Origin of the sequence: Desulfomarina profundi (genome assembly GCF_019703855.1) — a bacterium.
GTDB lineage: Bacteria > Desulfobacterota > Desulfobulbia > Desulfobulbales > Desulfocapsaceae > Desulfomarina > Desulfomarina profundi.
The window spans coordinates 971140-995853 of record NZ_AP024086.1 but is presented as its reverse complement, the minus strand read 5'-3'; the positions used below and the strand labels follow the sequence as shown (position 1 = coordinate 995853).

Below are 24714 nucleotides of genomic sequence, written 5' to 3'. Positions count from 1 at the left end.
GGATACAAGCGTTCCCAATATTTTGCCATTCTGGACCAGGCCATGGAACAGGCCAAGGCAGTTCAGAGAGATCTGCTGAGTGGCCAGATGTCACTTTTTTCTCTGGCTCCGGAAACAAAAGCAAAAACAGAAATAACCGATATCTCCATGCCGGATATCGATGAGTGGAATGACCGAAAGAAATTAGCCTATGAAAAAGAAACTGTAGGTTTTTATATCACCGGACATCCCCTTGATGACACAATCCAGGAAATCAACACGGTTATTGATACAACTATTCAGAACCTTGCCAACTGGGGAAATGATCAGCCTGTCCGCATCGGGGGACTCATTCGTAACTGCAAAAAGCTGAAATCAAAAAAAGGGGACCCCATGGCATTCATAACTGTTGAAGATCTTTTTGATGCCGTTGAAGTCATCGTTTTTCCTGATACCTACAGCCGTTGCGAGGCCACACTCGCATCCACGGATCCTCTGATTATCCAGGGAATGGTCCAGCAGGATGAACGTGGACCAAAAATCATCGCCGATTCCATTGATCCACTGCCGGAAGCCAGGAAAAAATATACGGAATCAGCACGTATAAAACTGGAATCAACCGGACTGAGCCGGCAACAGATGGAGAAGGTAAAGGAAGTCCTCTACCAACATCACGGTTCCTGTCCTGTTCTCCTGACCATCCATTTTCCTGGAAGGGGTGAAGTCGATATTGATGTTACAAAGGATCTCACCATAGAACCATGCAGACAACTGAGCGATAAGGTTGAAACCATACTGGACTATAACCCCATCTCCTTTATCAAGAAGCCGATTACCCTTGCACCCCGGAAAAAACGGTGGAACAAGCAGAAATCAAGGCAGTCAGCCTGAAACCTCGAAACAGAGGCCACATTCCGGGCAGTTCATCCCATCCGATGCGGCAAATCTGTAACCACAAGCCGGGCAGATATTTGAATCTGCTTCCTGAACAAAAACCGCATCCACATGGGACAAATCGTGGTTCTCCAGGGAAGTGTTTCTGATATACTCCCGGCTCAGAACCACCATGGCCGCATCCACATCGCTTTTTCTGACCTGCAGGTACATCTCGGCACCACAGCACCCCTTCCCGCAACTCTCATCCCCGGCAAGAATCGAGGGAATACGGTTCTGGGCGAGAAGAGCCTGCAACTGTTTCATGTCGTGCAGTCCACCCTTGCGTAAATCAACAAGTTCATCATCAACAGATATTTCCATACTGCGATTATTCAGCAACTCCTGTTCCTGCCGAACCAGCGCGAGTTTTTCCTTTCCGGAAATAAGATCCACCTCACAGGAGACACAATTTTTGATATCTGATCTGTATTCGTCCCCGCAAGAGGGACAATAGTTCAGTTCCGGATCGACTCCGTCCAGTACGGTTTCCTGCGTTCTTCTCTTTTTTGTCTTTTTTTTCCAAAACATTTTCTATTTCCTGGTGAATTACATCTATATTTCGTTCCTGGTCATTATACTGCCATGAGTTGTAACTGGTAGCATGACTTGTAACTCTGTGTTTTCATTTACCTTACCCCTGTTCACTTACATGAGTTTCTCAAGAGCAGCATAATCTGTCTTCCCGGTCCCGAGCAAAGGAACAGCCTCAATTTTCCGCACCATTCTAATGTTATGCAGCGGGGACAACCCGGCTTTCCTGATAATTCGATTCACTTCCTCTCTTTCAATATCCATGGCAGTCAACAGCACCAGCTCCGGATGCTCCTCGTCAGCGGTTGCCATAACCGCAATTTCAGGTTCATTCACGCTACAATCACAGTTCTCTGTCAGTACATGCTCAATAGCGGGCAATGATACCATCTCTCCGCCGAGCTTGACAAACCGTTTCATCCGACCGGCAAAGACAAGTACTCCATCATCTTCATAAACCAGATCCCCGGTATCATACCATAAATGCCCGCCATGCTCCACAAAGGGTGAAGGGACATCACCAAGGTATCCTGAAAACACATTGGGACCTCTAACCAGCAGTTTTCCAGATTCACCGGGACCGACAGGAATATGGGTTTCAGGGTTTACCAGGAGCCATTCCATTGAAGGCAATATCTGCCCGATTGTCCCAGGACGTGGCTTTTCAATGGAATTAACGGCAACAACCGGTGAACATTCAGTTACACCATATCCTTCACACAACACAGCCTGTGGACATATATCGTTCAAACCGGAAAACAAATGTTCCGGACACTTTTCCGCTCCCGAAAACACAAGACGCAAAGACGACAGTTTCTCTTTATCCGCTGCTCGCAGAATACCACCGAGAAAGGTCGGGGTCGTGATCAACATAGAAGGTCGATACTCCTGAATCATACGGGCCATCATGCCACCCTCTGTGGGATTTGGCCAATAAACGGTTCTCAGCCCACTGCACAGTGGCAGAATAACAGTACCGGCAAGGCCGAGAGAGTGAAAAACCGGCAGGATACCAAGCTGTCTGTCATTTGCGGAAAGTGAGAGGACTTTGGCAAAATCTGCAACATTTGCCAGCAGATTTGCATGACTGAGCGGAACAGCCTTCGGACGACTTTCAGAACCGGATGTAAAAAGAATCGCTGCAGTATCAGCTATCTCAGCCTTTTCCAGTCCCCACCAGAAAAACCGGCTTTTCGCCAGTGAAACAATTCTACGCCAGAAACTGATACCCGAAGCAAGATCTTCCAGATACAACCATTTGACAGAGAGCAGGTTCAAGTCGATTCCCTGGTTCTCCAACTTTCCTGTCATGGCCCTGGCTGTAATAACCTGCTCCACCCCAAGATTCTCAAGACTGTATTGCATATTTCTGATACCCGTCGTCCAGTTCACCATCACAGGTTCTTTACCACTGAACACAACTGCCAGCCAGCTTATGACTGCACTGACTGCTCCGGGAAGCATTATTCCCACCCGCTTTTGCGGAATTTTCGTTATGAATGGAAGAAACGCGTAGATCGCCAGGATCAACTGCCGCCATGTTTTGTCCCCGCTGATCTGGTCAGTTATAATAACCTGATCCGGATTCTTCCGGGCCTGGTTCAGAAAAACCTTGGCTATATTGCTTCCTTCTGCTGGTGTCAGTGTGCATTCTTCCACCGGTGCCAACCATTTCTCCGTTGCCGGTTTAATTTCCTGGGCGGTCATCCCCACCATAAAACCAGCAGCCGCAAGAATACAATCCGCCACAGTTGTCAAGGTGCTCAGCTGTTCCGGGGAAAAACCGAATTCATTTTCAAGCCAACAGCCGAATTCAACAAGAACCAGGCTGTCCATTGCCAGATCATCAGTCAGACTGTCCTGATCGTTCACCTCCTGAACGCCCGAAAGCTCGGAGAGTTTTCTCTTGACCTGGTTACTGATTCTTTCAGGAATGGTGTGTGTCTCACGGATAACAGTTTTCCTGGACGGTTCGGGCCGAAAAAGTGGTTTGCTCCCCTTCCACCAGAATCGCGGCACAATCCTGTTTCTGTCAGGTTCACAGTTATACCACTCCTCCAGATAGCGATTGATTTCACGTTTCCCGGCCTTCCGTGGAAAATCTGCCACCTCTTCCACCTCAATACAGACCTCCCTGCGTGGCATGAAAAACAGACAGTTCACCAGTAAATCCCCCACTCCTTTTTTCAATACCCTGAAAAATGAAGGGGCTCCGGAAGCCCGGCTGAAACTGCTTCCCCACAGTCCACGCGTTCGCAACAGGACAAGTCTCACGTCAGGTACCCGGTGAACTATAGAGGTAACACCACTGTTACCTCCCAGTCGCTCCAGGTTTGAGTGACACAAGCGCCCAGCCGGATACATCAGCACATTGTCACCGGCGTTCAAGGCTCTTACCACTTCATCCAGACCGGCATCAACTTCCTCCTTTGCCATGCGCCCGCTTACCGCCAGATCAGGAATAGCAATGAGATTCAATTTCCTTGCCAGCAACTTCAGCAGAGGGTGATCAAACTGATTTTCATCGGCAAGTGGCCGAGGTGAAAATCTATTATACAGACTGTTCATGACAATAACAGGATCAATCAAAGCCTGATGGTTCGGCAGGAAAAGAATCGGTTTATTATTATTTTCAAGAGCAGCAAGGCCTTTTAGAGTAATTCTGTAACGAAGACTGAGCAACAGGTAAATTAAAAAATTACATATTATTTTCATTGTTATTTCCAAATGTTATTGTATTTACTATTTTAACAGACTTTTCCTTTTGAGTTTTGTTCCCCCTATTTTCAAGACAGCTTCAACTTGAGAACAAGACTGATAACCAGGCCAGCAAGCAAAGAAAATGCTCCGAGGATCTGCATGGAAACCGCAGGCTGGAAATGACCATCAAGCAGCGGAAAAAGCCTTCCCGCCAGGAGCATGCAACTGAATGCAAGAAAATTGGCCGCGGCAATTACCTTTCCCTTATCGCCTGCTCCAGGACGCACCTGTATAAATGATGTTACCGGAATGAGGAACAGGCCGCCAAAACTTCCTGCCAGTACCAGGCAGCAGAGCAACAGCAGGAACTGCCCCCCACCCCCTACGGTGACAAGCCCACCTGCTGCGGCAAGACTTATGCCCATCCCCGCAGATCCCCAGGGAAGCACATGAGTCCACCTGGAGTGACTGGTGATTTTTGCGGCAGCAAGGGCCCCAAAACACACACCGACCATGAGTGAAACAGCAAGAAGAGATGTACGGGAAGCACTCAGCCCAAGTTGCTGCAGACCGAGTGTATTAATCACCAGCACAGCCAGAAGACTCACAAAATAAAAAAAACTGTCGCAGAAAACAGCCAGGAGAAGAAGAGGATCTTTTTTCAATTTCACAAGATCCCGAATTGAATGAAGAGGTCCGCTCCAGGGAAAAGACACATGGGTATTACCTGCCGGTCTCGAATAAACACCAAATGATGCCAAAACTCCCAGAAGACCAATACAAACCACAGCACAGGCCACCACAATCCTGCCAAAGGGAATGGATGTGGACATCAGTTGCAGGTCAAGGGCAAAACCGGCCAATGCCATCCCCAATAAGATCGCCACTGTTGTAACCAGTTTCAGTACAGCATTGGCTCTCGTGACAAAGTTACGGGGATACAGCTCGGGAATTGAACCATTCAGTGCAGGCCCGAACAGGGTCGACTGCAATCCCATCAGAAAGACCATTGACAGTACACAGGGCCAGTTCATGGTGAGAATACCATAGGCCCCGATCAGCATTGCCATCAGTTCCAGAAATTTGACACCTATTACAACCCGTCGTTTTGCAAACCTGTCGGCCAGCCAGCCACCCCAGGCAGAAAAAAGAATAAACGGCAGAGAAAACAACTCCGTTGCATACCCCTGGATCTGATTCAGACCTGCGGCGACAGCCAGCAGGAGAATGGCCTGCTTGAAAAAATTATCATTGAAAACACCGAGAAAGTAGGTTCCAGCCATAGCGATGAATCTTTTTCTTGCCCAGCGAACCTGTTCCCGTTCTGTCTGATTTGATTGTTGTTTCATTTTTATCTCTTATTTTATTCTGGTTGCGTTCAAAACTCAGCCACCCCGGCACAGGCTGCATCTTCACGACAGGAACAATTTCGATTACTCTTTCATCATCCATTCCGCCTTCGACCAGGGGATAAACTGAAGTCAAGTATGATGATCTCGTAAAAAATCGTTCAACGTTCTCAGATGGACTCTGGAAAAACTTCGATATACAAGGCGTGGCGGTGTCGTGTAAGCGCAGGCGTACATAGAGTACGTCGAGCATTACACGATCACCCCACAACGCAGTAGATCGGAGTTTTTACGAGTCCATCAAGTATACAGGGCTTCAAGATCCTTATCCTTTGAATTCACAAAAACCTGACCTGCCTCAGTTCTGACAAAACCGATATTGATAATCCTGTATGCTCTTCGGCTTCGGCAGGTCGGCTGCCTGGGATTTTCCGAACACGGTAAGAATCAGAAAAAAAGAGTGCTGAGATAACTGTCATAACAAATAAATTTATTATTTCATTTTCTTTCATAGTTCTTCTCCTGGTTGAATTGATAAGTTGAAACATTGCAGTTTCTATTACACATTCCATACCAGCAGAAAGAATAATCGTATTATACTGTTTTTATAAAATAATATCCCACAAACAACACAATACACAACTATGCATAATTTATTATAATTGACATTTTCTGTATATCATATATTCATTATTTGAATATAACTGGAGAACCCTATGCAAGACCATGAACGTGACCTGCTGAATAAAATCAGAGAAGCCGCCTTTGCCAATCCATTCGGCAGGACCAGATCAGCCATTGACCTGGCTGTCACTGGTCTGTCTTCAACGGCCTCCAATGATACTATTCTTGCTCAACTTATTGAAAGAGTAGGAGAAACAATCGACTCCATTAAAAAATCAACCACTCCACCCTCCAAAAGCCTTTCTGAAGACGACCGGCAACTCCTGCGCTTTGCAGTTCTTTTTCATACCTTTCATCTCTTCTGTGATTCATTCGATGAGCATATACAAAAACAGATAGAGAAAGGCGATGATTGCTGTCATATAGATTTTGCATCAGACATGCTGGGACTGCTTGCAGAACATGGTATTGAAGAAAAGGAAGCCATTCGTTTTTTTTCGCTGTTTTTCCAGATGCGAAGAGCATTTTATTTCATCAACGGAATAGCTGGAAAAAGCGAATGTGTCATGCACCTCAGGCGTTCATTGTGGAACAATGTTTTCACTTCTGACATACGGCTCTACGACAGATTTCTCTGGGATCGAATGGAAGATTTTTCCACTATGATTCTAGGGGAAACCGGGACCGGAAAAGGTCTGGCTGCTGCAGCCATAGGCAGATCCGGCTACATTCCATTCAACCCACGTACCGGTCGGTTCCGGGAAAGCTTTGCAAAGACTTTTATCTCCATTAATCTCTCCCAGTTTCCTGAACAACTGATTGAATCCGAACTGTTCGGACATAAAAAAGGGGCGTTTACAGGAGCTGTGGAAACCCACAAGGGGATTTTCAGCCGATGCAGCCCGAATGGAGCAATTTTTCTGGATGAAATCGGAGAGGTTTCCATACCTGTCCAGATCAAATTACTGCAGGTTTTGCAGGATCGGGTTTTTACCCCGGTCGGCAGCCATAAAAGAGAAAAATTTCAGGGAAGAGTTATTGCAGCAACCAACAGGCTAATTGAACAATCACGAAAAGACGGAACGTTCAGGGATGATTTCTATTATCGCCTCTGTTCTGATATCATAGAGGTTCCTCCCCTGCGGCAGAGACTGCGAGAACATCCGGCTGAACTCAGGGCAATCCTGAAAATCATAATCAAACGAATTATCGGTAGTGCCGATAAAGATCTGGAGGAAAAGACAACCGCGTATATACGTGAACACCAGCCGGAGGAGTATCACTGGCCCGGCAATATCAGGGAGCTGGAACAGTGCGTCAGAAGATTCATTCTCAACAGCTGCTATCAATGGCAACAGCCTTTAACGGAATCGGATAGCGAAGCCTTTCTGGCGGATATCAATAACGGCTCACTCTCCGCCACGGAACTGCTTTCCCGTTATTGCAAAATACTTTACGAAAAATCAGGAACATATGAAGCTGTTTCACAACAGACCCGACTTGACAGACGCACGGTCAAAAAATACATCCTTCTGAACAATTCTCCCGATAACGTTTAACCCCATCTCTCATCAGTTCAGGCGGAGTCGCCCGGGCTGATGAGAACTACGGGTTAAAGAATATATCTGCTCAGATCCTGGTCTTCGACAATATCTGCGAGCTGTTCCTTAACATAATTTGCGGTAACGGTAAAGTTCACCTCACCCAGTTCCGAGGCATCAAAAGAGAGTTGGTCCAACACTCTTTCGAGTATGGTATGCAGCCTTCTTGCTCCAATTTCTTCAGTTTTTTCATTGACTTCTACGGCAATTGCAGCAATCTCTTCAATCGCCTCTTTTTCGAACACAAGCTCAATACCCTCTGTTTTCATCAGAGCAATATACTGTTTTATAAGGGCATTTTCCGGCTCGGTGAGGATTCTTACAAATTCTTCTTTTCCTAGGGAATCGAGTTCAACCCGGATGGGGAACCTCCCCTGCAGCTCAGGAATAAGATCGGACGGTTTGCAGAGATGAAAAGCCCCACTTGCAATAAAAAGGATATGATCTGTCTTTATCATGCCGTGCTTGGTGGAGACAGTCGCCCCTTCCACTATGGGCAACAGATCCCGCTGCACACCCTCCCGGGAGACTTCAGGTCCCTGCCCTGCCGAGGCCCCGTTTCTGGACGCGATCTTGTCGATTTCATCAAGAAAAACTATACCTGACTGTTCGGTTCTTCTGAGGGCCTCCTTAATCACCTGGTCCATATCCACCAGTTTTTCCATCTCCTCTTTGGTGGCTGCCTCAAGAGCTTCAGGGACTTTCATTTTTCTGCTTTTTTTCTTGCGCGGAAAAATTTTACTGAAGGCATCCTGCAAATTGGATTGCATGTCCTCCATCCCCGAAGTTGTGAGAATCTCCACCATGGGCATGGACTTCGACTCACTGACCGAAATTTCCAGTTCCCGATCATCAAGTTTGCCTTCCCGCAGCATTTTCCTGAACTTTTCCCTGGTCGAGTTTTCACCCTGTGAACCTGCTGGAATCGGCAGGTCGGAATGATCAACCCCAAGCGGTACACCACCCCCGGAAGCTGAAGAAACGGGACCGGGAGGAAGAAGGATGTCCAGAATATGATCTTCGGCATTGGCGGCCGCCACCCCTTCCAGCCGATTCTTCTCCTCTTCTTTGACCATATTCACTGCAAGATCAACGAGATCCCGAATCATCGATTCAACATCCCTGCCCACGTAGCCCACTTCCGTGAACTTTGAAGCTTCTACCTTGATAAACGGTGACTGGGCAAGGGTGGCAAGTCTTCTGGCTATTTCAGTTTTACCAACCCCGGTGGGACCAATCATTATAATATTTTTAGGGGCAATTTCTTCCCGCAGCGGCGAAGGCACCTGCCTTCTCCGCCATCTGTTTCTCAAGGCTATGGCCACAGACCGCTTGGCCCTTCCCTGTCCAACAATATATTTATCAAGTTCAGCTAATGTCTCTTTTGGGGTAAACGACTGATTATGTTTCATATCTTTTCAACTACTATGGAATTATTAGTAAAAACACAGATATTTCCGGCAATCTCCATGGCTGCCCTGCAGATGGCCTCCGCATCAAGTTCGCTGTGCTCCACCAGGGCAAGGGCCGCTGCCTGGGCATATGGTCCTCCTGAACCAATGGCAAGTACGCCCTGATCGGCCTCAATAACATCCCCAGTACCGGAAAGGAGAAGAGAATGGTCCTTATCCACTGCGATCAGCATCGCTTCAAGCCTGCGGAGATACTTATCTGTCCGCCATTCCTTGGCCAGTTCGACGGAGGAACGCAGGAGATTGCCGTTATACTGCTCCAGTTTCTGCTCCAGTTTGTCATACAGGGTGAACGCATCTGCAGTAGCTCCGGCAAATCCGGTAATAACCCGATCCTGATAAAGCCGCCTTACCTTTCTGGCATGGTGCTTCATCACCGTGTTTCCCAAAGAGACCTGGCCGTCTCCGGCCAGGGCTACTTCACCTTTATGGCGCACTGCCAGAATGGTAGTTGATCGTATTTTCATAATGCTCTCAAAATTGTCTGTTATTATTTTATGACTGTTTTTTCAACTATCCGGACCCGGGCTATTGCTTATTCTCTCCCCCAGATAGCGGGTGAGCCTTATCATACACATCCGAGAGATAATCCAGTGTCAAATGTGTATATCTCTGGGTTGTAGATAGACTTGCGTGCCCCAGCAACTCCTGGACAGAGCGCAGATCAGCCCCCATTTCCAGCAGATGTGTGGCAAAAGAATGCCGCAGAGCATGGGGAGTGACAATCTGGTTGATTCCCGCCTTTTCCCCATATTTTTTCACGATTCTTTCCACACTGCGGGCGGTCAGACGACCTCCGCGACCACTGAGAAACATGGCCTTTCTATCGACTTCCCTTCCCCGCTTTACCCGGGCTTCCAGAAGCTGCAACCTCCGGGGCAGCCAGAAACGAATTGCCTCAAGAGCGGGTCTTCCCACAGGCACCAGCCGTTCCCGGTTCCCTTTGCCCCTCACCCTAAGCACTCCGGCATCGAAATCAAGGTCATCAAAGTCCCTGGAAACAAGCTCCGAAACCCTTATTCCTGCCGAATAAAGCAATTCGAGCATGGCCCGATCCCGCTCCATATATTTATCCCCTGAATCAGGTGCTTCAAGCAATGCAAAGGTTTCGTCTACCGTGAGAAAAACCGGAATGGATTTTCCGCTCCTCGGTCCGGCAACTCCCGCCAGAGGATTATCTTTTATACTTTTACGACGCAGTAAAAATCTGAAAAATGTACGGAGGGCCGAGAGTTTTCGGGCCACGGTAGCACTGCTGTTTCGACCGTGAAGGCTGACCACAAATGAACGGATATCTGTATCCGTAACCGATTTCACCTTTGTCTCTTCACCGCAGTGGGCGGCAAATTCGCGCAGATCCCGACTGTATCCGGAAACCGTATGAGGTGAGTATCCTTTTTCCGTGGCCAGCCACCGGGTAAACTGTTCAATATGCTTTATCATTTATGACTACCACAAAAGATCAACCGTCCTGTTTATCACAGGGCAAATTAAAAGTGGTTTTTTATTCCGTGTACGATTCGTCCACTATCTGTTATATTTCATAATCCTGCGGATTACGCCCATTGTTTCCCGGGTAGTTCTAGCCGGAAAACAGAACCGATTCAACTCTCTTTTTTTTGGACGACAGCAGTTATGGCAAAGAAAACATTTGAAACGGCCCTTGCAAGGCTTGAACAGATAACCGACGAGCTTGAAGACAGCGAATTAAGCCTTGATGCCAGTTTGAAAAAATTTAATGAAGGGATTAAACTGGCTGATTATTGCAGTGAACAGCTGACAAAGGCCAGAGCAAAAATTGAACTCCTTCTGGAAAAAGACGGCAAACTCGAAGCAATTCCCTTTGATGGAACGGAACGTGGAAATAAAACAATATCTGAGTGAAAAAAAGCAGCTGGTGGAGAATGGGCTGAACAGGTTCATGCTCCAGGCGACAGAACCGTTCAGAGACCATATCAATGCCATGCGCTATTCTCTTTTTGCCGGAGGGAAACGAATCAGACCCATTCTCTGCCTTGCCGCTGCCGGGGCAGTAAATGACAACCCTGAAATTGAAAAAGATATTCTCCCCGTCGCCTGCGCCCTGGAATGTATCCATACATATTCACTTATCCATGACGATCTTCCGGCCATGGACGATGATAAACTCAGGCGGGGAAAACCCACCAATCACACGATTTTCGGAGAAGCCGGAGCCATTCTCGCCGGTGACAGCCTGTTGACATGGGCTTTTGATCTACTCAGTGGCCAGGAGACAACCCGGATTTCTGCGAACAAAAGAATTACCATTATTAATATTATTGCGAGGGGGCCGGCCCGATGGGCATGGTTGGAGGCCAGGCTCTTGATATAGCAAACGAGAATACCGAGTTTCCTTTTGCAACCCTGAGAGCTATCCATAAGAATAAGACAGGAGCACTTATCACCTGCTCTGTACATGCCGGAGCTGTCGGAGGTGGTGCATCAGGGGAAGAGATCGAAAGACTCACACTTTATGGAGACAAAATAGGACTGGCTTTTCAGATCGTTGACGATCTGCTCAATGCCACAGCTACGACTGAACAGCTTGGAAAAGCTGCTGGAAGTGATGACGACCGTGGGAAGGCAACCTATCCTTCCTTTTTCGGTATTGACAAGAGTCGGGAAAAAGCCCGGGAAGCCGTGCAGGAAGCACTCGCCTCACTGGAGAATTTTGACCATAAGGCCGACCCGTTACGGGAACTGGCAAACTATATCTACACAAGAAGTCACTGAGACCATATTGAATTGCCATGCTATTATCACCACAATCATACCCGGCACCCCTTCTGGACACTATCAATTCACCGGCGGATATACGATCCCTGTCCCTTGACGAACTGAATAGACTGGCGGGGGAAATCAGGGAAATTATCGTAAAAACCGTTTCCAGAAACGGAGGCCACCTGGCGCCAAGTCTCGGTGTCGTCGAACTGACGCTGGCCCTGCATTCCGTTTTTGACACACCCAACGATAAACTGATCTGGGATGTGGGCCACCAATCCTATGCTCACAAGATTATTACCGGCAGGCGGGAAATTTTTTCTACTCTCAGGCAATATAAGGGTATCAGCGGTTTTCCAAAATTCAAGGAAAGCGAATATGACGCTTTTGAAACAGGGCACAGTTCCACCTCCATTTCGGCAGCGCTGGGAATAACCCTTGCCAAGCACTATAAGAACAGCAGTAACCGGGCTATTGCCGTTATCGGTGACGGCTCCATGACTGCCGGTATAGCCTTTGAGGGACTCAACCAGGCCGGCCACCTGGACAAGGATCTCATCGTTATTCTCAATGATAACGAAATGTCCATTTCCCCAAACGTGGGTGCACTTTCCAGTTTTCTCAGCCGTAAACTGAGTGGAAAAACCATGCGCCGGGTCAAAGACCATCTGGTGGAAAAACTGCAGATCTCCGATGTTGGGGAAAATATCCTGAATATCCTCCGAAAAAGTGAGGAAAGCTTTAAGAGTTTCTTTACACCGGGTATGCTTTTCGAGGCGTTTAAATTTGATTATATCGGCCCCATTGACGGTCACAACATCGCTGATCTCAAGGAAACACTGGAAACAGTCCGGGACAACGCCCAGGGTCCGGTCCTTATCCATGTTCTTACCCAAAAAGGTAAAGGATATGAACCGGCCGAGAAAAACCCGGATATCTTCCATGGACTGGGACCATTTGATATTTCCAGTGGCAAACCGCACAAGACCAAGGATGGACCGGTGACATACACCCAGGTCTTCGGTGATACAATGGTCAGACTCGCGGAAAAAGATGAAAAGATAGTTGCCATCTCCGCGGCCATGGTATCCGGAACAGGCCTGACAACGTTTGCAAAAAAATTTCCGGACCGGCTCTTTGATGTGGGTATTTCGGAGCAGCACGCGGTCACCTTTGCAGCAGGACTCGCCACCGAGGGAATAAAGCCGGTGGTCGCCATCTACTCATCTTTTTTCCAACGGGCGGTGGATCAGATCATCCATGATATCTGCCTGCCCAACCTGCCCGTAACCCTGGCCATTGACCGGGGCGGTGTGGTTGGAGATGACGGCCCCAGTCACCATGGGGTTTTTGATTTCTCCTTTCTGCGTTATATTCCCAATTTAGTGATTATGGCACCAAAGGATGAGGAGGAGCTGCGACATATGCTCTTCACCGCTACCCAGCACAATGGACCTGCCGCAGTCAGGTACCCCAGGGGTGGAGGACAGAATGTAAATCTCTCAAAACATCTCCAGAAACTTGAAACAGGCCGTGGCGAATTGCTGCTCGAGGGAGAGGACCTGCTCCTTCTCCCCATCGGAAACAGGGTATATCCAGCCCTGGAGGCGGCCGAAGGACTTAAAAAAGTCGGCATCAGTGCTGCTGTAATCAACCCGAGGTTTCTCAAACCCCTTGATGAGGCACTGATCTGCAGCTGGGCTGATAAATGCGGGAGAGTGGTCACCATTGAAGACAATGCCCGCCAGGGAGGATTCGGCAGTGCGGTTCTTGAACTGTTAAGCCGCAAAGGCCTTTATGGAATCAGGACCTGTAACCTTGGTCATCCTGATTTCTTTGTTGAACACGGTCCCCAGAAAACACTCTGGAAAAACAGCAGAATAGATCCACCTTCAATTATCCGTGCCGCCATCAAGCTGATGAACCGGAATTGAAATATATCTGATCACCCGGCAAATTCAGCCAGACTGGAGATGTGCCTGCTTTATCAGGCCGAGTTTCTTAAGGAATCAGGAAAAACAAGGCCCGACCCGTCAGATGACAGAGCAGGCCTTGTTGCAAACATCCGAGAAAGGATGTATCAGATGTTATAATACTCTTTGTACCAGTCTACAAATTTCCTAATACCATATTCCAGTGTAGTCGCCGGTTTATAATCAAAATCGGCGACAAGATCATCCACATTTGCATAAGTGGCCGGTACATCACCCGGTTGCATATCCATAAAATTCTTCTCCGCCTTTTTACCAAGACATTCCTCCAGCACCTCAATATAACGAAGCAGTTTTTCCTTGTTGTTATTGCCGATATTATAAACCCGGTAAGGACAGTATGAACTGGCCGGATCCGGATTGTCTCCGTTCCAATCAGGATCACTGCTGGGGATTTTATGAATCACCCGGTAGACTCCCTCTACAATATCATCAATATACGTAAAATCCCGCTCCATATTGCCGTGATTAAATACGTCAATCGGCCTGTCTTCGAGAATGGCCTTTGTAAAAAGAAACAGAGCCATATCCGGTCGCCCCCAGGGGCCGTAAACGGTAAAAAACCTCAATCCCGTGGTCGGCAGTTCAAAAAGATGGCTGTAGGTATGGGCCATGAGTTCATTTGATTTTTTGCTGGCGGCATACAGGGATACCGGATGATCGACATTATCATGCACCGAAAAAGGCATCCTGGTATTGGCGCCGTATACGGAACTGGAAGAGGCATAGACAAAATGCTTCACTCCGCTATGCCGGCATCCCTCAAGGACATTGACAAAGCCGACAATATTGGTATCCACATAAGAATGAGGATTGATGAGAGAATAACGGACACCTGCCTGGGCCGCCAGATTAACTACAGCATCAAACTGATGATCGCTGAACAGTTTTTCAACCGCGTTTCTGTCTGCGAGTTCCATATTCACATGGGTAAAAGCGTCACTTCCACCCACCAGGGCAGCCATACGATCCCGTTTCAGTTGCGGGTCATAATAATCGTTAAGATTATCAAGTCCAACTACCTCAGCACCACCTTCAATCAATTTACGGGAAAGTGCTGTCCCGATAAAACCGGCCGCACCGGTTATCATAATTTTCTTCATTCTCTTCAATCCATAATTGTTTTCTGATTACATACGAAACTCAACCTTCTCATTGCGGACTGGCAATGACTGAGATCAGTCATCAAAATCGCCTTCCGGCCCTTTGTCGACATCCAGTGTTTTTGCCCTTTCAATAATCTTTTCCCGGGTCCAGTTATCGGAGTCCTCAATTTTTTTCGCTTTTACTCCCATCTCATGGGAACCGACCTTCAAAATCGCCTCTTTGGCAAGCGTGGCTGTACCTTGCGCATTAAAAACATCCACCAGCAGATGGTAGACAAACTCTTCGACACCCTTCACCATACGCTTGCGAACCTTCTCCTCCTGGGCACAGAGAAAAATCTCAAAGGGCAGGTTCAATTTTTTATAGTTCCCTCCCTTGATTCCATGTTCTTCGGCATACCGCCTCATCCGCTCCCATATTTCAGCACTGACACCCTGCCCTTGTACCTTAATAAAATCACCATTTCCGTCCAGCTGGGCATTGCCGTAATCATTCACTTCAACGCCCCAGGAAACCATCTGCAGAGCGGTGGCGACATTGGCTTTGGTTGTTCGTGTTTTTGACGCTATTTCCCGCAACCTATCGGAATTGTTACCTGAAGTTCCATGCTGAGCGCCATTCACACCATAGGGTTCCAACGCTTTATGTATTTCTGCGGTAAGATCCACCTGGATTCCCTGGCCACTGGCCTCAAGACCATGAGAAGAACCGTTGTTCAGGGCAATCCAGTCCGGAAAAATATCATGGGCATTCAACCCCTGTATCAGAAAGGAGGCGTCATCCACCGTGGAAAGCCCTTGGTTTCCCTTGATCTCTCCTACCTCGGTCTCGAGTCCCGCCCAGTTAGGTATGCAGCTGTTAAGTTCTATATTTGCCAGCAGATTTTTATCATCAGTCATATGAGAGGCATCAACGGCAATGGAGGTAACTCCCGCGTCAAACATTGAAGGAATCTCCATTCTCGCAAAACTGATGTCATCTTCACTTTTAATTCCGTAGTGATCCGCATGGATGGCTACGGGGATAGTAATACCAAGCTCATTGCAGATACTGTCCACGTAGAGAGCAAGGTTATAAAAATTGACAGGGCAATAGGTGGATTCTGATTTGGCAATTTCCACAATGATCGCGGCATCTGCACGTTGCGCCGCTAGAAGCGCCCCACGAATGACAAAGGAATTACGCCCATTGGCGGCAATTGTCATTGCTTTTCCCTTGACCGACAGGGCCCGGTCAATAACCTTCCCGCTCACAATCAAGGCCTGGGAATATGGAAAAAGTTTCTTAATATTCGGCGGCCTGCCGATTTCAATCAGCTTTTCAAAATCTGTATTGATACCCATGAAACACCTCCATAATCAATGTATACTCACTGTTCAATGATGTGACGATAAACACTCAAAAGGCAGACTGAACATTCTGATCCGACCAAGCCTTACCCGCCATTACCATGTCAGGATTTATCGATTTCAGCACTATCTCCGAAACCGCCAAAACTCTTCTTCCCAAACAACCAGACTGCCAATACGCTGATTTCATATAAAATCATCAGGGGCACACCCATCATAAACTGATTAACGATATCCGGAGTCGGGGTCAGTATGGCTGCAATAATAAAATTTATTAAAATTGCATATTTCCTGTTTCTGTTCAAAAAAGCGACATTCACAATGCCTGCCTTGGAGAGAAAAACCATGAAAATCGGCATCTCAAATATCACTCCAAAAGCAAGGAGCAAACGAACCGCCAGGGTAAAATATTCACTTACCGAAGGCAGGGATGTGAGGAATTCATTATTATACCCTACAAGAAAACGAAAAGCAGGTGGGAAAACAACAAAATATCCAAAAGCGGCCCCTCCGACAAAACAGAACGTGGAAAGAAAGGAAAAAGGGAGCAGAATCCGCTTTTCATGTTTGAACAGTCCCGGTGCTACAAAACGCCAGACCTGTGAAAAAACAACAGGAGAAGCGAGAAGAATTCCACAGACCAGTGCCAATTTTAGATAAAAAAAAACCCTTCCTGGTACGATGTGAAAATAAGTGAGGTTCCTTCAGGTAAAACCGATGTAAGGGGTTTAAAAAACCAGCTGCCGATGGGCCTTATTACTGTATAGGAAAGGCAAAAACCGACGAACACGGCAATAAATGATACTATCAGACAGCTGCGCAATTCACGCAAGTGCTCCGTCAATCCCTGTTTCTCAAATTCGTCACTACTGTTGGCAGAACTCATAAACAACTGTCTTTAATAAATATTTTAAAATGCATTTTTCTTGTAATCGGGTATATTTTCCCCTTGAAAAACGTAACTGGTCACAGGGCAAGCAACTTCGTTGTATCAATTATCGTATCAGCAACCTGTTACGAATAATTCCTTGTGCAAAATCGATTCTTTAACATTTACATATCATTTTTGCAATGGTATCAACGGCAAAACCCGAAAGCTCCTGGTTTGTCTATATCCTGCAGTGTTGTGACAACACACTCTATACAGGGATTACAACTGATATCGACAGAAGAGTACGGGAACACAACTCATCCACCACAGGATCAAAGTATACAAAATCCAGACGACCGGTCAAACTCGTGTATCAGGAAAACGCCCCCTCCCGTTCCGCAGCCGCGGCAAGAGAATTTCAAATCAAGCAACTTGACAGGATCGATAAAAAAAAGCTTATAACGAAAAATCCTGCCTGATTTTTTCAGAAACCGCCCGGTTCAGCTCAAGGACCCGCTTCGCCTGTTCCACAGATACAGTACCCATTCCGCAACTGGGTGTAATAAGAGTCTGCGCCACAATCATTTCCCTGTCAATTCCCAGGGAAACCAGTTGATCCACCTGTTTGTACCATTTCTCCACCAACGCATCCACGGACTCAATGTCAATATACTCCGGGTTAGTCGGAACAATGCCTGAAGCGAGAATACCTCCTCCGGCAAAAAAAGTTTTTAAATGATCCCCATACAGAATCAGTTTGTCAAAATAGGAATAGGCATCAAAACTGAGAATATCCACTCTCGAATCAAAAATCACAGACCATTCCGTATTGGCACAGACATGAACTCCGGTCAGACCATTTTCAGCCCGCACAGCCTCAAACACCTCAGAAAGAGAGGTGACTATATCCTCGTCACTGATGGTAATAAAAGCTGAAGACCCGAGACCAGCAAGACCAGGTTCATCAAAAAACATGATCGGCCTCTCACAGAATTCAGCCATTTTTGCCACCTGCCACCGGGCTTTCAGGGCAAGATGCTTTACCGCGGCATCCCGCAACTGGTCATCATAAAAAATGGCCCGGTCATCCTGGTCCACCAGCCCTGTACAGAAAGTCACAGGACCTGTAGTCTGCCCTTTCAGGGAGAAAAAACTATCCTTTTTCCGTGATGCCATTTCAAGAAATTCATAAAACCCGCCGGCACTCTGCTCAGACAGAATAAATCGTGATTCATTAATATCCGCTGCACCCTCCGAGACCAGAAGATACTCTTCGTAAAAGGCAAGAAGCTCTGCTTCGAATCCTTCACTCGCTGCATCAACGTAGACCTTATTATTTTTTTCTGCAATTCCTGGGAGACCTGGAATATACTGGAGAATCATCCCCTCTTCCTTAAAAAACGGAAGCTGGGGCCACAGGGGCAATTGTGGTGTGTATTCAAAAATCAACTCAACAGACTGGCGATGATCATTTGACGGCAGACTGCCAATTAACAGGGGGAGGCAATTAGCTTTAAACTGAGACATTGGCTGTACCTTATTTTGAATTATGACCTGAATCGTAACTGGCGATGCTGAAGGGCAAGGGAAAAGTGCAGGATTCAGGTACGATTTTTATGACAAGCTCCTGGCAGATAAGAATAACTCCAGATTGAAAATTGTCATCCCAAAATCGGAAACTGCCCTGAAAAATATCCATTCTCCTGCTCAAACCTGCCGACACACAGTCTCCACTACCGCTCCATGAGGCAGGCCACACCTTTTTCCAGTCCGTCCAGGGTCAATTCAAACATGGGGAAAATTGTCCTGATCACTTTGATTGTATGCGTATACTCCCACTGTCTACGGGGAGTCGGATTGAGCCAGATTGCAGATTCAAAGGTTTTTGCCAGAAACCTTAACCGCTCGATACTTGGCTTTCCACTTCTTTCCGTGGCATATATCGATCCGTCGGCGGCCATGAGCTCATAGGGGGCCATCGAGGCATCCCCGACAATAATAAGCCGCGTTTCAGGGTCAAGCCTGCTCAGCTCATCAATTTTGACAGGTTGCCTGTATCTGGCCGGATCCTTCCAGAGGTAGTCGTAAATTGTATTATGGAAGAAAAAGGTCTTCAGATCCTTGAACTGTGACTTGGAATAGCTGAACAGAGTTCTGACAATATGAACATAGGGATCCATTGACCATCCTCCGTTATCAATGGCCAGGATAATTTTCAATCTATCAACTATCCCCCGCTCAAAAACCAGTTCTATTTCACCTCCATTTTTCATTGTCTGGTAAATGGAGGCATCGATATTGATCTGGTCCTGTGCCCCTTTCGGTACTAAATTCCGCAGTCGTTTCAAGGCCTCCCCAATCGAAGCCTGTGTCAACGGAGCTTCAGTTGAATAATCCCTGTACCTGCGCTCTGCTGCCACCTGAACGGCACTCCGGTTTCTGGATTGTCCCCCCACACGCATGCCACCTGGATGATACCCGGAATGCCCCACAGGGGAAGTCCCGCCTGTCCCTATCCACTTTGAACCGCCATCATGCCGTCCATCCTGCTCCTGTAATCTTTTCTGAAAATAATCGAGAAGTTCCTCTACTGACATATGGCTCATTTTCTTTTCATCGAGTCCCAAAGCTCCAGCCATTGTCTTCGGATCCTTGAGCCATTCCTGCAGCAAGCTGTGAGCCAGGAAGTCAAATTCAAAATCCTGTGGTAGAACAAGTGCTTCTCCCTCAAATATATGCGAAAATACACGGTCATAGAGATCGAAAAATTTTTCACTCTTCACCAGGATAGTACGGGCAACAGTATAAAAATCGTCCAGGGATGCAACAAGCCCTCCATTCATAGCCCTGTGCAGAGTAAGAAAAGATGTAGGACTCACCGGAATTCCGGCCTCTTTCAGTTGAAAGAAAAAGTTTATAAACATATATAATAATCTCGTAAAAAGTCGCTCAAAGCTTTGAGATGGGCTCTGAAAAACCTTAATATATAATTGCTTTAAGTATCAGCCCCTGAAAAACCGTTTCTTCAGCCCACTGTTGCCAGCCTGTATATAATCACCGCTTTTCTTAAACAGTACACCGAGATAGGGAATTTCCCTGTGCAGCATCTCCCCATCCCTGAAATCTGGATCCGCAAGGAGCGCCCTGATCCAATTTATCAGTTCACGAGTTGCAGGTTTTTTTTCAATACCCTCAATATTTCTCAGATCGTAAAATACCCTGATGGCATTTTCCGCCAGGGTTTTTCCAATATCCGGAAAATGCACCTGGATAATATTGCGCATCATTTTAGGATCCGGAAAAGCGATATGATGAAAATTACAACGGCCAAGGAAAGGATCGGACAAATCTTTTTTGGCATTCGAGGTTATAATAATTACCGGACGGTGTTTTGCCCTGACAACATCATCGGTTTCAATAATATCAAACTGCATCTGGTCAAGCACGTCGAGCATATCATCCTGGAATTCCGTTTCGGCCTTGTCAATCTCATCGATCAGCAGTACGCATCGATTTTCCGCGCGAAAGGCCTGACCGATCTTTCCCATTTTGATATAGGCACGAATATCACTTACATCTCGATCAGAATCCCCGAAACGACTGTCATTTAAGCGGGTCAGGGTATCGTATTGATACAACGCTTCAACCAGCTTCATATTGGATTTAACGTTCAGGATGATCAATTCCATACGCAGGCTGTCGGCAATGGCATGGGCAAGCATTGTTTTTCCCGTGCCCGGCTCACCCTTCAAAAGAAGCGGCATCTCCAATGCCATGGATATATTGACGATTTTCGCCAACTCATCATCTAGAATATATTTCACTGCTCCATCAAATTGTTGCAATACCATAAATATCCTCTTAAAAAATTTTGATTCCAAACGAACTCAGTTTGCCGGTGCAAAAAAACTCAATGGCTCAGCCACCTCAAAGTAATGGAAATCCAATTGCAGCAGAATGACCCCCCAGCAGCGGGATTTTCAGATAAATTGGTGCGGGTATATTTTCTCTACTGCACCGGAATTTTCTGCTCTTAAAAAATCTGATTATGAACATATTATCTATCAATATCATTTTATTTTCTTGCCAAAAAGTAAGAAAAACTGTTTTCTTTAAAAAAGCATATGGGTAATTAAAAAATTTTTACCATTTACTCCTTCACATTATCCTGCAAATTTTCATTTACAGCCACGCTGTGGTTACAAATAGGCAAAAAATCACTCTTCAAAATTTTTCACGTAACCTCTAAATATTATTGATAATACAATTTTGCATGAATTTTTCGTGTTTCCAGATTGTGAAAAATCCCTCCCAACTGTTTTAAAATTCAAACTTTATCTTACAGCACGGACTACTCCTGTAAAGATTCATCTAACACAATAACATCACATCGAAATGTTGCGGCAATCCATAACGATTGACATTTAATTTTGGTGATTGTAAAGTCCTCCCTGCTAAGCACATAACCTATCCCGTAATATCTGACCGTACAGATAACAGCACTTTTATCGTACGAAAAGCAAGTTCTGTTTTATCACGGACGTGGAGGTCTGATATTGACTGTGTACCTGTTCAGACAGGTTATCAGCGTTGAAGGCGGAGAGAATATGGCGTTTTTCAATTCATCTGTTTCCATTCCTTATTTCAAAGGGATTTCTCCGTCAAAAATTCAGCATCCCCTTTTTGAGTTAGATTTTTTTCAGATAAACCATCACGGCTGGCCCAAATGGCTCGGCCATTTATGCCCTTTGGGTATTTATGCCCTTTGGGTGCAACAAAGTAATGAAAATCCGACTGCGGCAAAATGATCTCCAGCAGCTGGATTTCCAGATAAACCGGCATGGCCGGACCTTAAGGTTCGGCATTTTATGCCCTCGGGTACAACAGAGTAACGAAAATCCGACTACGGCAAAAAAACCTTTTGTTACGGAATTTTCAGATAAAAGAAGGAGGGAAAGGCCCCTGGAATGCGTTCGCATTTAACACACCACATCGGGATACCATTGAACAGACAGTCCACAGGTCAGTGGTATGAATTTGGATAGAAACAAAGGAATAATATCAATGTCTGAAAGCACCATTACAATCAAAGGAAAGAAGAAAAGCTCCTTTATTGACAAGGTCAAGGAGATTCTTCCGGAAGAAGGCAACCTGAACCTGTGCCTGACCTGCGGCGCATGTGCTTCTGGGTGCCCGGCAACGGGTCTTGAAAATATGGATCCGAGAAAATTTCTTCGGATGTGTGCCATGGGAATGGACGAAGAAGCCGTCAAATCCCCATGGGTCTGGATGTGTACCATGTGTCAGCGGTGCATTTACGTCTGCCCCATGAAAATCGACATCCCCCAGCTTGTCTTCAATGCCCGCGCAGAATGGCCAAGAGATGAACGCCCCAAGGGCATCAGGGACTCCTGTGATATGGCCCTGAGAAATGACTCCAACAGCGCCATGGGTACTGCTCCAGATGATTTTATTTTTGTCGTGGAAGATGTGCTTGAGGAATACAAGGAAGCGCAGCCGGAGTTCAAGGATATGGTTGCTCCCATTGACAAACCTGATTCCTTCTTCTTTCTCAACCAGAATTCCAGGGAGCCGGTGACGGAACCGGATGAAATGGTGCCGCTCTGGAAAATACTGCACCTCGCCGGGGTAGACTGGACTTACGGCAGTAAGGGCTGGGCTGCAGAGAACTACTGCATGTTCCTGGCTGATGACAAGTGCTGGGAAAGGGTCACCCGGGTATCGGCCAGACAGGCCGATGAACTTGGCTGCAAGGTGTTTCTCAACACGGAGTGAGGACACATAACCTTCTCAGTCCGGTCCGGACTGAAAAAATTCGGAATTGAACACAAGTTTGAAGTTGCCTCAATCTATACATATTACGCAAAGTGGATCCGTGAAGGAAGACTCAAGGTCAGTTCCGACTGGAACAAAGACCGAAAAATCAAATTCACCATTCAGGATCCTTGTCAGATCATAAGAAAAGGCGAAGGTGATGTGGTCGCCGACGATCTGCGTTTTGTCATTGAATCGGTTGTCGGCAAGGAAAATGTCATTGAAATGACACCCAACAAGTCGAACAATTACTGCTGCGGTGGCGGTGGCGGCTTCCTTCAGTCAGGTTTTCCTGACGCCCGCCAGTCATACGGTAAAATAAAATTTGACCAGATCATGGCGACAGGTGCTGATTACTGCATCACCGGATGTCATAACTGTCACGCCCAGGTTCATGATATCGGCCACCATTATGGTGGCGCTTATAATACAGTACACATCTGGACGCTCATCTGTCTCTCCCTTGGAATTCTCGGTCCCAATGAACGTACGTATCTGGGAGACGATTTAAAGGATGTGGACGTGTTTCATCCTGAGACATCCATGTTTTAATGGGAAAACTGAAAACGGAGATTTTTAACTGGCATGTTCTGATTTGGAGGGACAAAAGCATATGAATTTTCAAAAAAAATTAGCTGCAAACGAATTTGTTGTATTGGCCGAGATGCACACTCCCAAAGGGGTAAATATCTCGCGACTCGTCAATGATGGTGCACGTATCAAGGGGCGGGTTGACGCTGTTGTTATCCCTGATATGGATAACGGCATCATGCGTATGAGTGCTCTTGCCGGAGCCGTACTTCTGAAACAGCAGGGCCTCGAGACTGTCATGCATATGTACTGCCGGGATCGAAACAGGATGGCTCTGCAGGGAGATGCCCTGGCAGCACACGTCCTTGGCAATCAAAACATCATTGTGGCCGACAGCGAAGAGATGAGCCAGAGTGACCACAGTGACGCCGCCACGGTGGAAGATATTACTGAAGTCCAGCTCATTGAAGCCTTGAAAACTCTCCAGCAGGGAAAGGACATGAGCGGATTTGAACTGGACGGCAGCCCGGATTTCACGATCGGCTGCACTCTTCCTCCCTGCGCAGACGATAAAGCGCTTGAAAAAGCACTGGAAACTGCTCAAGAGAAGATCGCTGCAGGAGCTACCTTCATTGTCACCCCTGCAGTTTATTCCGTTGAAACGGGAAATGAGCTGGTTGCAAAAGCAGGCAAGCTCGGTGTACCCGTTATCACAACCGTTTTTCTTATCAAATCTCTTGCAATTGCCCAGTATATCGCCAGCAGCGAACCTGGAAGCAATATCTCTGAAGACCTGATCAGGCGTATTCGCAAATCTTCAGACAGAGAGCTGGAAGGTATTAAAATAGCAGGAGAAACAATCCAATCCCTGAAAGAACAATGCCAGGGTGTCCTTATCCAGACTTTAGGATGGGAACATAAGATTCCGGAAATCCTGGACAACGCAGGGTTCTGATTGTCGGTTTCCCAAAGGACAGGCCTGCTGCCCCGGAAAGGGAGAGTAGCAAGGCCGTTTAACAATCCATGAAAATCGCCATAAAGATTCCGATCAACCTTTCCAGACGATTTTCATAGACAACCTTGCTTAATCAGCGAC

20 protein-coding genes and 2 pseudogenes are annotated in these 24714 nt (G+C 46.7%); 8 read left to right on the top strand and 14 right to left on the bottom strand.

The window, feature by feature from the left end; translation table 11 throughout:
• Window positions 1-42: 42 nt before the first annotated feature.
• Window positions 43-870: an OB-fold nucleic acid binding domain-containing protein gene (locus LO777_RS04665; protein WP_228856391.1), complete on the top strand. Its 828-nt coding sequence runs from the start codon at window positions 43-45 to the stop codon at window positions 868-870.
• On the opposite strand, the gene LO777_RS04660 is transcribed toward LO777_RS04665, so the two are convergent.
• The 4 genes from LO777_RS04660 to LO777_RS04645 form a co-directional block, all read right to left on the bottom strand.
• A complete protein-coding gene (locus tag LO777_RS04660; RefSeq protein WP_228856390.1) occupies window positions 862-1443 on the bottom strand; it encodes a zinc ribbon-containing (seleno)protein DG in 582 nt (193 codons plus the stop codon). The genes LO777_RS04665 and LO777_RS04660 overlap by 9 nt on opposite strands.
• A 117-nt stretch (window positions 1444-1560) precedes the next feature.
• Entirely contained in the window at window positions 1561-4161 is a 2601-nt protein-coding gene (locus tag LO777_RS04655; RefSeq protein ID WP_228856389.1) for an AMP-binding protein, read from the bottom strand.
• Window positions 4162-4232: 71 nt separating this feature from the next.
• A complete protein-coding gene (locus LO777_RS04650) occupies window positions 4233-5495 on the bottom strand; it encodes an MFS transporter (RefSeq protein ID WP_228856388.1) in 1263 nt (420 codons plus the stop codon).
• A 338-nt stretch (window positions 5496-5833) separates the two neighbouring features.
• Window positions 5834-6007, bottom strand: coding sequence for a hypothetical protein (locus LO777_RS04645; RefSeq protein ID WP_228856387.1), 174 nt, complete (start codon window positions 6005-6007; stop codon window positions 5834-5836).
• Between the two features lie 204 nt (window positions 6008-6211).
• Here LO777_RS04645 and LO777_RS04640 point away from each other — a divergent pair, with 204 nt between their 5' ends.
• Window positions 6212-7678 carry a sigma-54-dependent transcriptional regulator gene (locus LO777_RS04640; protein ID WP_228856386.1) on the top strand — a complete coding sequence of 489 codons (1467 nt, stop codon included), beginning with the start codon at window positions 6212-6214 and terminating at the stop codon, window positions 7676-7678.
• Between the two features lie 53 nt (window positions 7679-7731).
• On the opposite strand, the gene hslU is transcribed toward LO777_RS04640, so the two are convergent.
• The 3 genes from hslU to xerA form a co-directional block, all read right to left on the bottom strand.
• Window positions 7732-9132, bottom strand: coding sequence for an ATP-dependent protease ATPase subunit HslU (gene hslU, locus LO777_RS04635; protein WP_228856385.1), 1401 nt, complete (start codon window positions 9130-9132; stop codon window positions 7732-7734).
• Window positions 9129-9659, bottom strand: coding sequence for an ATP-dependent protease subunit HslV (gene hslV, locus LO777_RS04630; protein WP_228856384.1), 531 nt, complete (start codon window positions 9657-9659; stop codon window positions 9129-9131). Before hslV ends, hslU begins: the two co-directional genes overlap by 4 nt.
• A 61-nt stretch (window positions 9660-9720) precedes the next feature.
• Entirely contained in the window at window positions 9721-10635 is a 915-nt protein-coding gene (xerA, locus tag LO777_RS04625) for a site-specific tyrosine recombinase/integron integrase (RefSeq protein ID WP_228856383.1), read from the bottom strand.
• Window positions 10636-10827: 192 nt separating this feature from the next.
• On the opposite strand from xerA, the gene LO777_RS04620 reads away from it, so the two are divergent.
• The 3 genes and pseudogenes from LO777_RS04620 to dxs all read left to right on the top strand — a co-directional run bounded on the left by LO777_RS04620 (window position 10828) and on the right by dxs (window position 13868).
• Window positions 10828-11076 (top strand): exodeoxyribonuclease VII small subunit, encoded by a 249-nt coding sequence (locus LO777_RS04620; protein WP_228856382.1) that lies wholly within the window; start codon window positions 10828-10830, stop codon window positions 11074-11076.
• Window positions 11051-11946 (top strand): annotated as a pseudogene (locus tag LO777_RS20925) (polyprenyl synthetase family protein). The gene LO777_RS04620 and the pseudogene LO777_RS20925 overlap by 26 nt, the downstream one beginning before the upstream one ends.
• A gap of 17 nt (window positions 11947-11963) precedes the next feature.
• On the top strand, window positions 11964-13868 hold the full coding sequence (gene dxs, locus LO777_RS04610) for a 1-deoxy-D-xylulose-5-phosphate synthase (protein ID WP_228856381.1): 1905 nt from the start codon (window positions 11964-11966) through the stop codon (window positions 13866-13868).
• Window positions 13869-14014: 146 nt separating this feature from the next.
• Here dxs and LO777_RS04605 read toward each other — a convergent pair whose 3' ends face one another.
• From LO777_RS04605 to tatC, 3 genes and pseudogenes are all read right to left on the bottom strand, one after another.
• Window positions 14015-15028, bottom strand: coding sequence for an NAD-dependent epimerase (locus LO777_RS04605; RefSeq protein ID WP_228856380.1), 1014 nt, complete (start codon window positions 15026-15028; stop codon window positions 14015-14017).
• A gap of 75 nt (window positions 15029-15103) precedes the next feature.
• On the bottom strand, window positions 15104-16375 hold the full coding sequence (locus LO777_RS04600; protein WP_228856379.1) for a class II fructose-bisphosphate aldolase: 1272 nt from the start codon (window positions 16373-16375) through the stop codon (window positions 15104-15106).
• A gap of 110 nt (window positions 16376-16485) precedes the next feature.
• A pseudogene (tatC, locus tag LO777_RS04595) lies at window positions 16486-17267 on the bottom strand (twin-arginine translocase subunit TatC).
• Between the two features lie 185 nt (window positions 17268-17452).
• Between tatC and LO777_RS04590 the strand changes: the two are divergent.
• Entirely contained in the window at window positions 17453-17731 is a 279-nt protein-coding gene (locus LO777_RS04590; RefSeq protein ID WP_228856378.1) for a GIY-YIG nuclease family protein, read from the top strand.
• On the opposite strand, the gene LO777_RS04585 is transcribed toward LO777_RS04590, so the two are convergent.
• The 4 genes from LO777_RS04585 to LO777_RS04570 form a co-directional block, all read right to left on the bottom strand.
• Window positions 17709-18779, bottom strand: a complete 1071-nt coding sequence (locus tag LO777_RS04585) for a uroporphyrinogen decarboxylase/cobalamine-independent methonine synthase family protein (RefSeq protein WP_228856377.1) — start codon at window positions 18777-18779, stop codon at window positions 17709-17711. The two genes, LO777_RS04590 and LO777_RS04585, sit on opposite strands and share 23 nt — an antisense overlap.
• 206 nt (window positions 18780-18985) lie before the next feature.
• Window positions 18986-20176 (bottom strand): vWA domain-containing protein, encoded by a 1191-nt coding sequence (locus tag LO777_RS04580; protein WP_228856376.1) that lies wholly within the window; start codon window positions 20174-20176, stop codon window positions 18986-18988.
• A gap of 78 nt (window positions 20177-20254) precedes the next feature.
• Window positions 20255-21103, bottom strand: coding sequence for an AAA family ATPase (locus tag LO777_RS04575; protein WP_228856375.1), 849 nt, complete (start codon window positions 21101-21103; stop codon window positions 20255-20257).
• 793 nt (window positions 21104-21896) lie between these two features.
• Window positions 21897-22094, bottom strand: coding sequence for a hypothetical protein (locus LO777_RS04570; protein WP_228856374.1), 198 nt, complete (start codon window positions 22092-22094; stop codon window positions 21897-21899).
• A 222-nt stretch (window positions 22095-22316) separates the two neighbouring features.
• On the opposite strand from LO777_RS04570, the gene LO777_RS04565 reads away from it, so the two are divergent.
• Window positions 22317-23639, top strand: coding sequence for a (Fe-S)-binding protein (locus tag LO777_RS04565; protein ID WP_228856373.1), 1323 nt, complete (start codon window positions 22317-22319; stop codon window positions 23637-23639).
• A gap of 61 nt (window positions 23640-23700) precedes the next feature.
• Window positions 23701-24573 carry a methylenetetrahydrofolate reductase gene (locus LO777_RS04560; RefSeq protein ID WP_228856372.1) on the top strand — a complete coding sequence of 291 codons (873 nt, stop codon included), beginning with the start codon at window positions 23701-23703 and terminating at the stop codon, window positions 24571-24573.
• Window positions 24574-24714 lie beyond the last annotated feature (141 nt).

What these genes read in the sequence shown, in the direction of transcription:
- LO777_RS04665 (WP_228856391.1), top strand. Translation starts at nt 43, where the DNA reads ATGGAACAGGCCAAGGCAGTTCAGAGAGATCTGCTGAGTGGCCAGATG.
- LO777_RS04660 (WP_228856390.1), bottom strand. Translation starts at nt 1,443, where the DNA reads ATGTTTTGGAAAAAAAAGACAAAAAAGAGAAGAACGCAGGAAACCGTA.
- LO777_RS04655 (WP_228856389.1), bottom strand. Translation starts at nt 4,161, where the DNA reads ATGAAAATAATATGTAATTTTTTAATTTACCTGTTGCTCAGTCTTCGT.
- LO777_RS04650 (WP_228856388.1), bottom strand. Translation starts at nt 5,495, where the DNA reads ATGAAACAACAATCAAATCAGACAGAACGGGAACAGGTTCGCTGGGCA.
- LO777_RS04645 (WP_228856387.1), bottom strand. Translation starts at nt 6,007, where the DNA reads ATGAAAGAAAATGAAATAATAAATTTATTTGTTATGACAGTTATCTCA.
- LO777_RS04640 (WP_228856386.1), top strand. Translation starts at nt 6,212, where the DNA reads ATGCAAGACCATGAACGTGACCTGCTGAATAAAATCAGAGAAGCCGCC.
- hslU (WP_228856385.1), bottom strand. Translation starts at nt 9,132, where the DNA reads ATGAAACATAATCAGTCGTTTACCCCAAAAGAGACATTAGCTGAACTT.
- hslV (WP_228856384.1), bottom strand. Translation starts at nt 9,659, where the DNA reads ATGAAAATACGATCAACTACCATTCTGGCAGTGCGCCATAAAGGTGAA.
- xerA (WP_228856383.1), bottom strand. Translation starts at nt 10,635, where the DNA reads ATGATAAAGCATATTGAACAGTTTACCCGGTGGCTGGCCACGGAAAAA.
- LO777_RS04620 (WP_228856382.1), top strand. Translation starts at nt 10,828, where the DNA reads ATGGCAAAGAAAACATTTGAAACGGCCCTTGCAAGGCTTGAACAGATA.
- dxs (WP_228856381.1), top strand. Translation starts at nt 11,964, where the DNA reads ATGCTATTATCACCACAATCATACCCGGCACCCCTTCTGGACACTATC.
- LO777_RS04605 (WP_228856380.1), bottom strand. Translation starts at nt 15,028, where the DNA reads ATGAAGAAAATTATGATAACCGGTGCGGCCGGTTTTATCGGGACAGCA.
- LO777_RS04600 (WP_228856379.1), bottom strand. Translation starts at nt 16,375, where the DNA reads ATGGGTATCAATACAGATTTTGAAAAGCTGATTGAAATCGGCAGGCCG.
- LO777_RS04590 (WP_228856378.1), top strand. Translation starts at nt 17,453, where the DNA reads ATGGTATCAACGGCAAAACCCGAAAGCTCCTGGTTTGTCTATATCCTG.
- LO777_RS04585 (WP_228856377.1), bottom strand. Translation starts at nt 18,779, where the DNA reads ATGTCTCAGTTTAAAGCTAATTGCCTCCCCCTGTTAATTGGCAGTCTG.
- LO777_RS04580 (WP_228856376.1), bottom strand. Translation starts at nt 20,176, where the DNA reads ATGTTTATAAACTTTTTCTTTCAACTGAAAGAGGCCGGAATTCCGGTG.
- LO777_RS04575 (WP_228856375.1), bottom strand. Translation starts at nt 21,103, where the DNA reads ATGGTATTGCAACAATTTGATGGAGCAGTGAAATATATTCTAGATGAT.
- LO777_RS04570 (WP_228856374.1), bottom strand. Translation starts at nt 22,094, where the DNA reads ATGCCGGTTTATCTGGAAATCCAGCTGCTGGAGATCATTTTGCCGCAG.
- LO777_RS04560 (WP_228856372.1), top strand. Translation starts at nt 23,701, where the DNA reads ATGAATTTTCAAAAAAAATTAGCTGCAAACGAATTTGTTGTATTGGCC.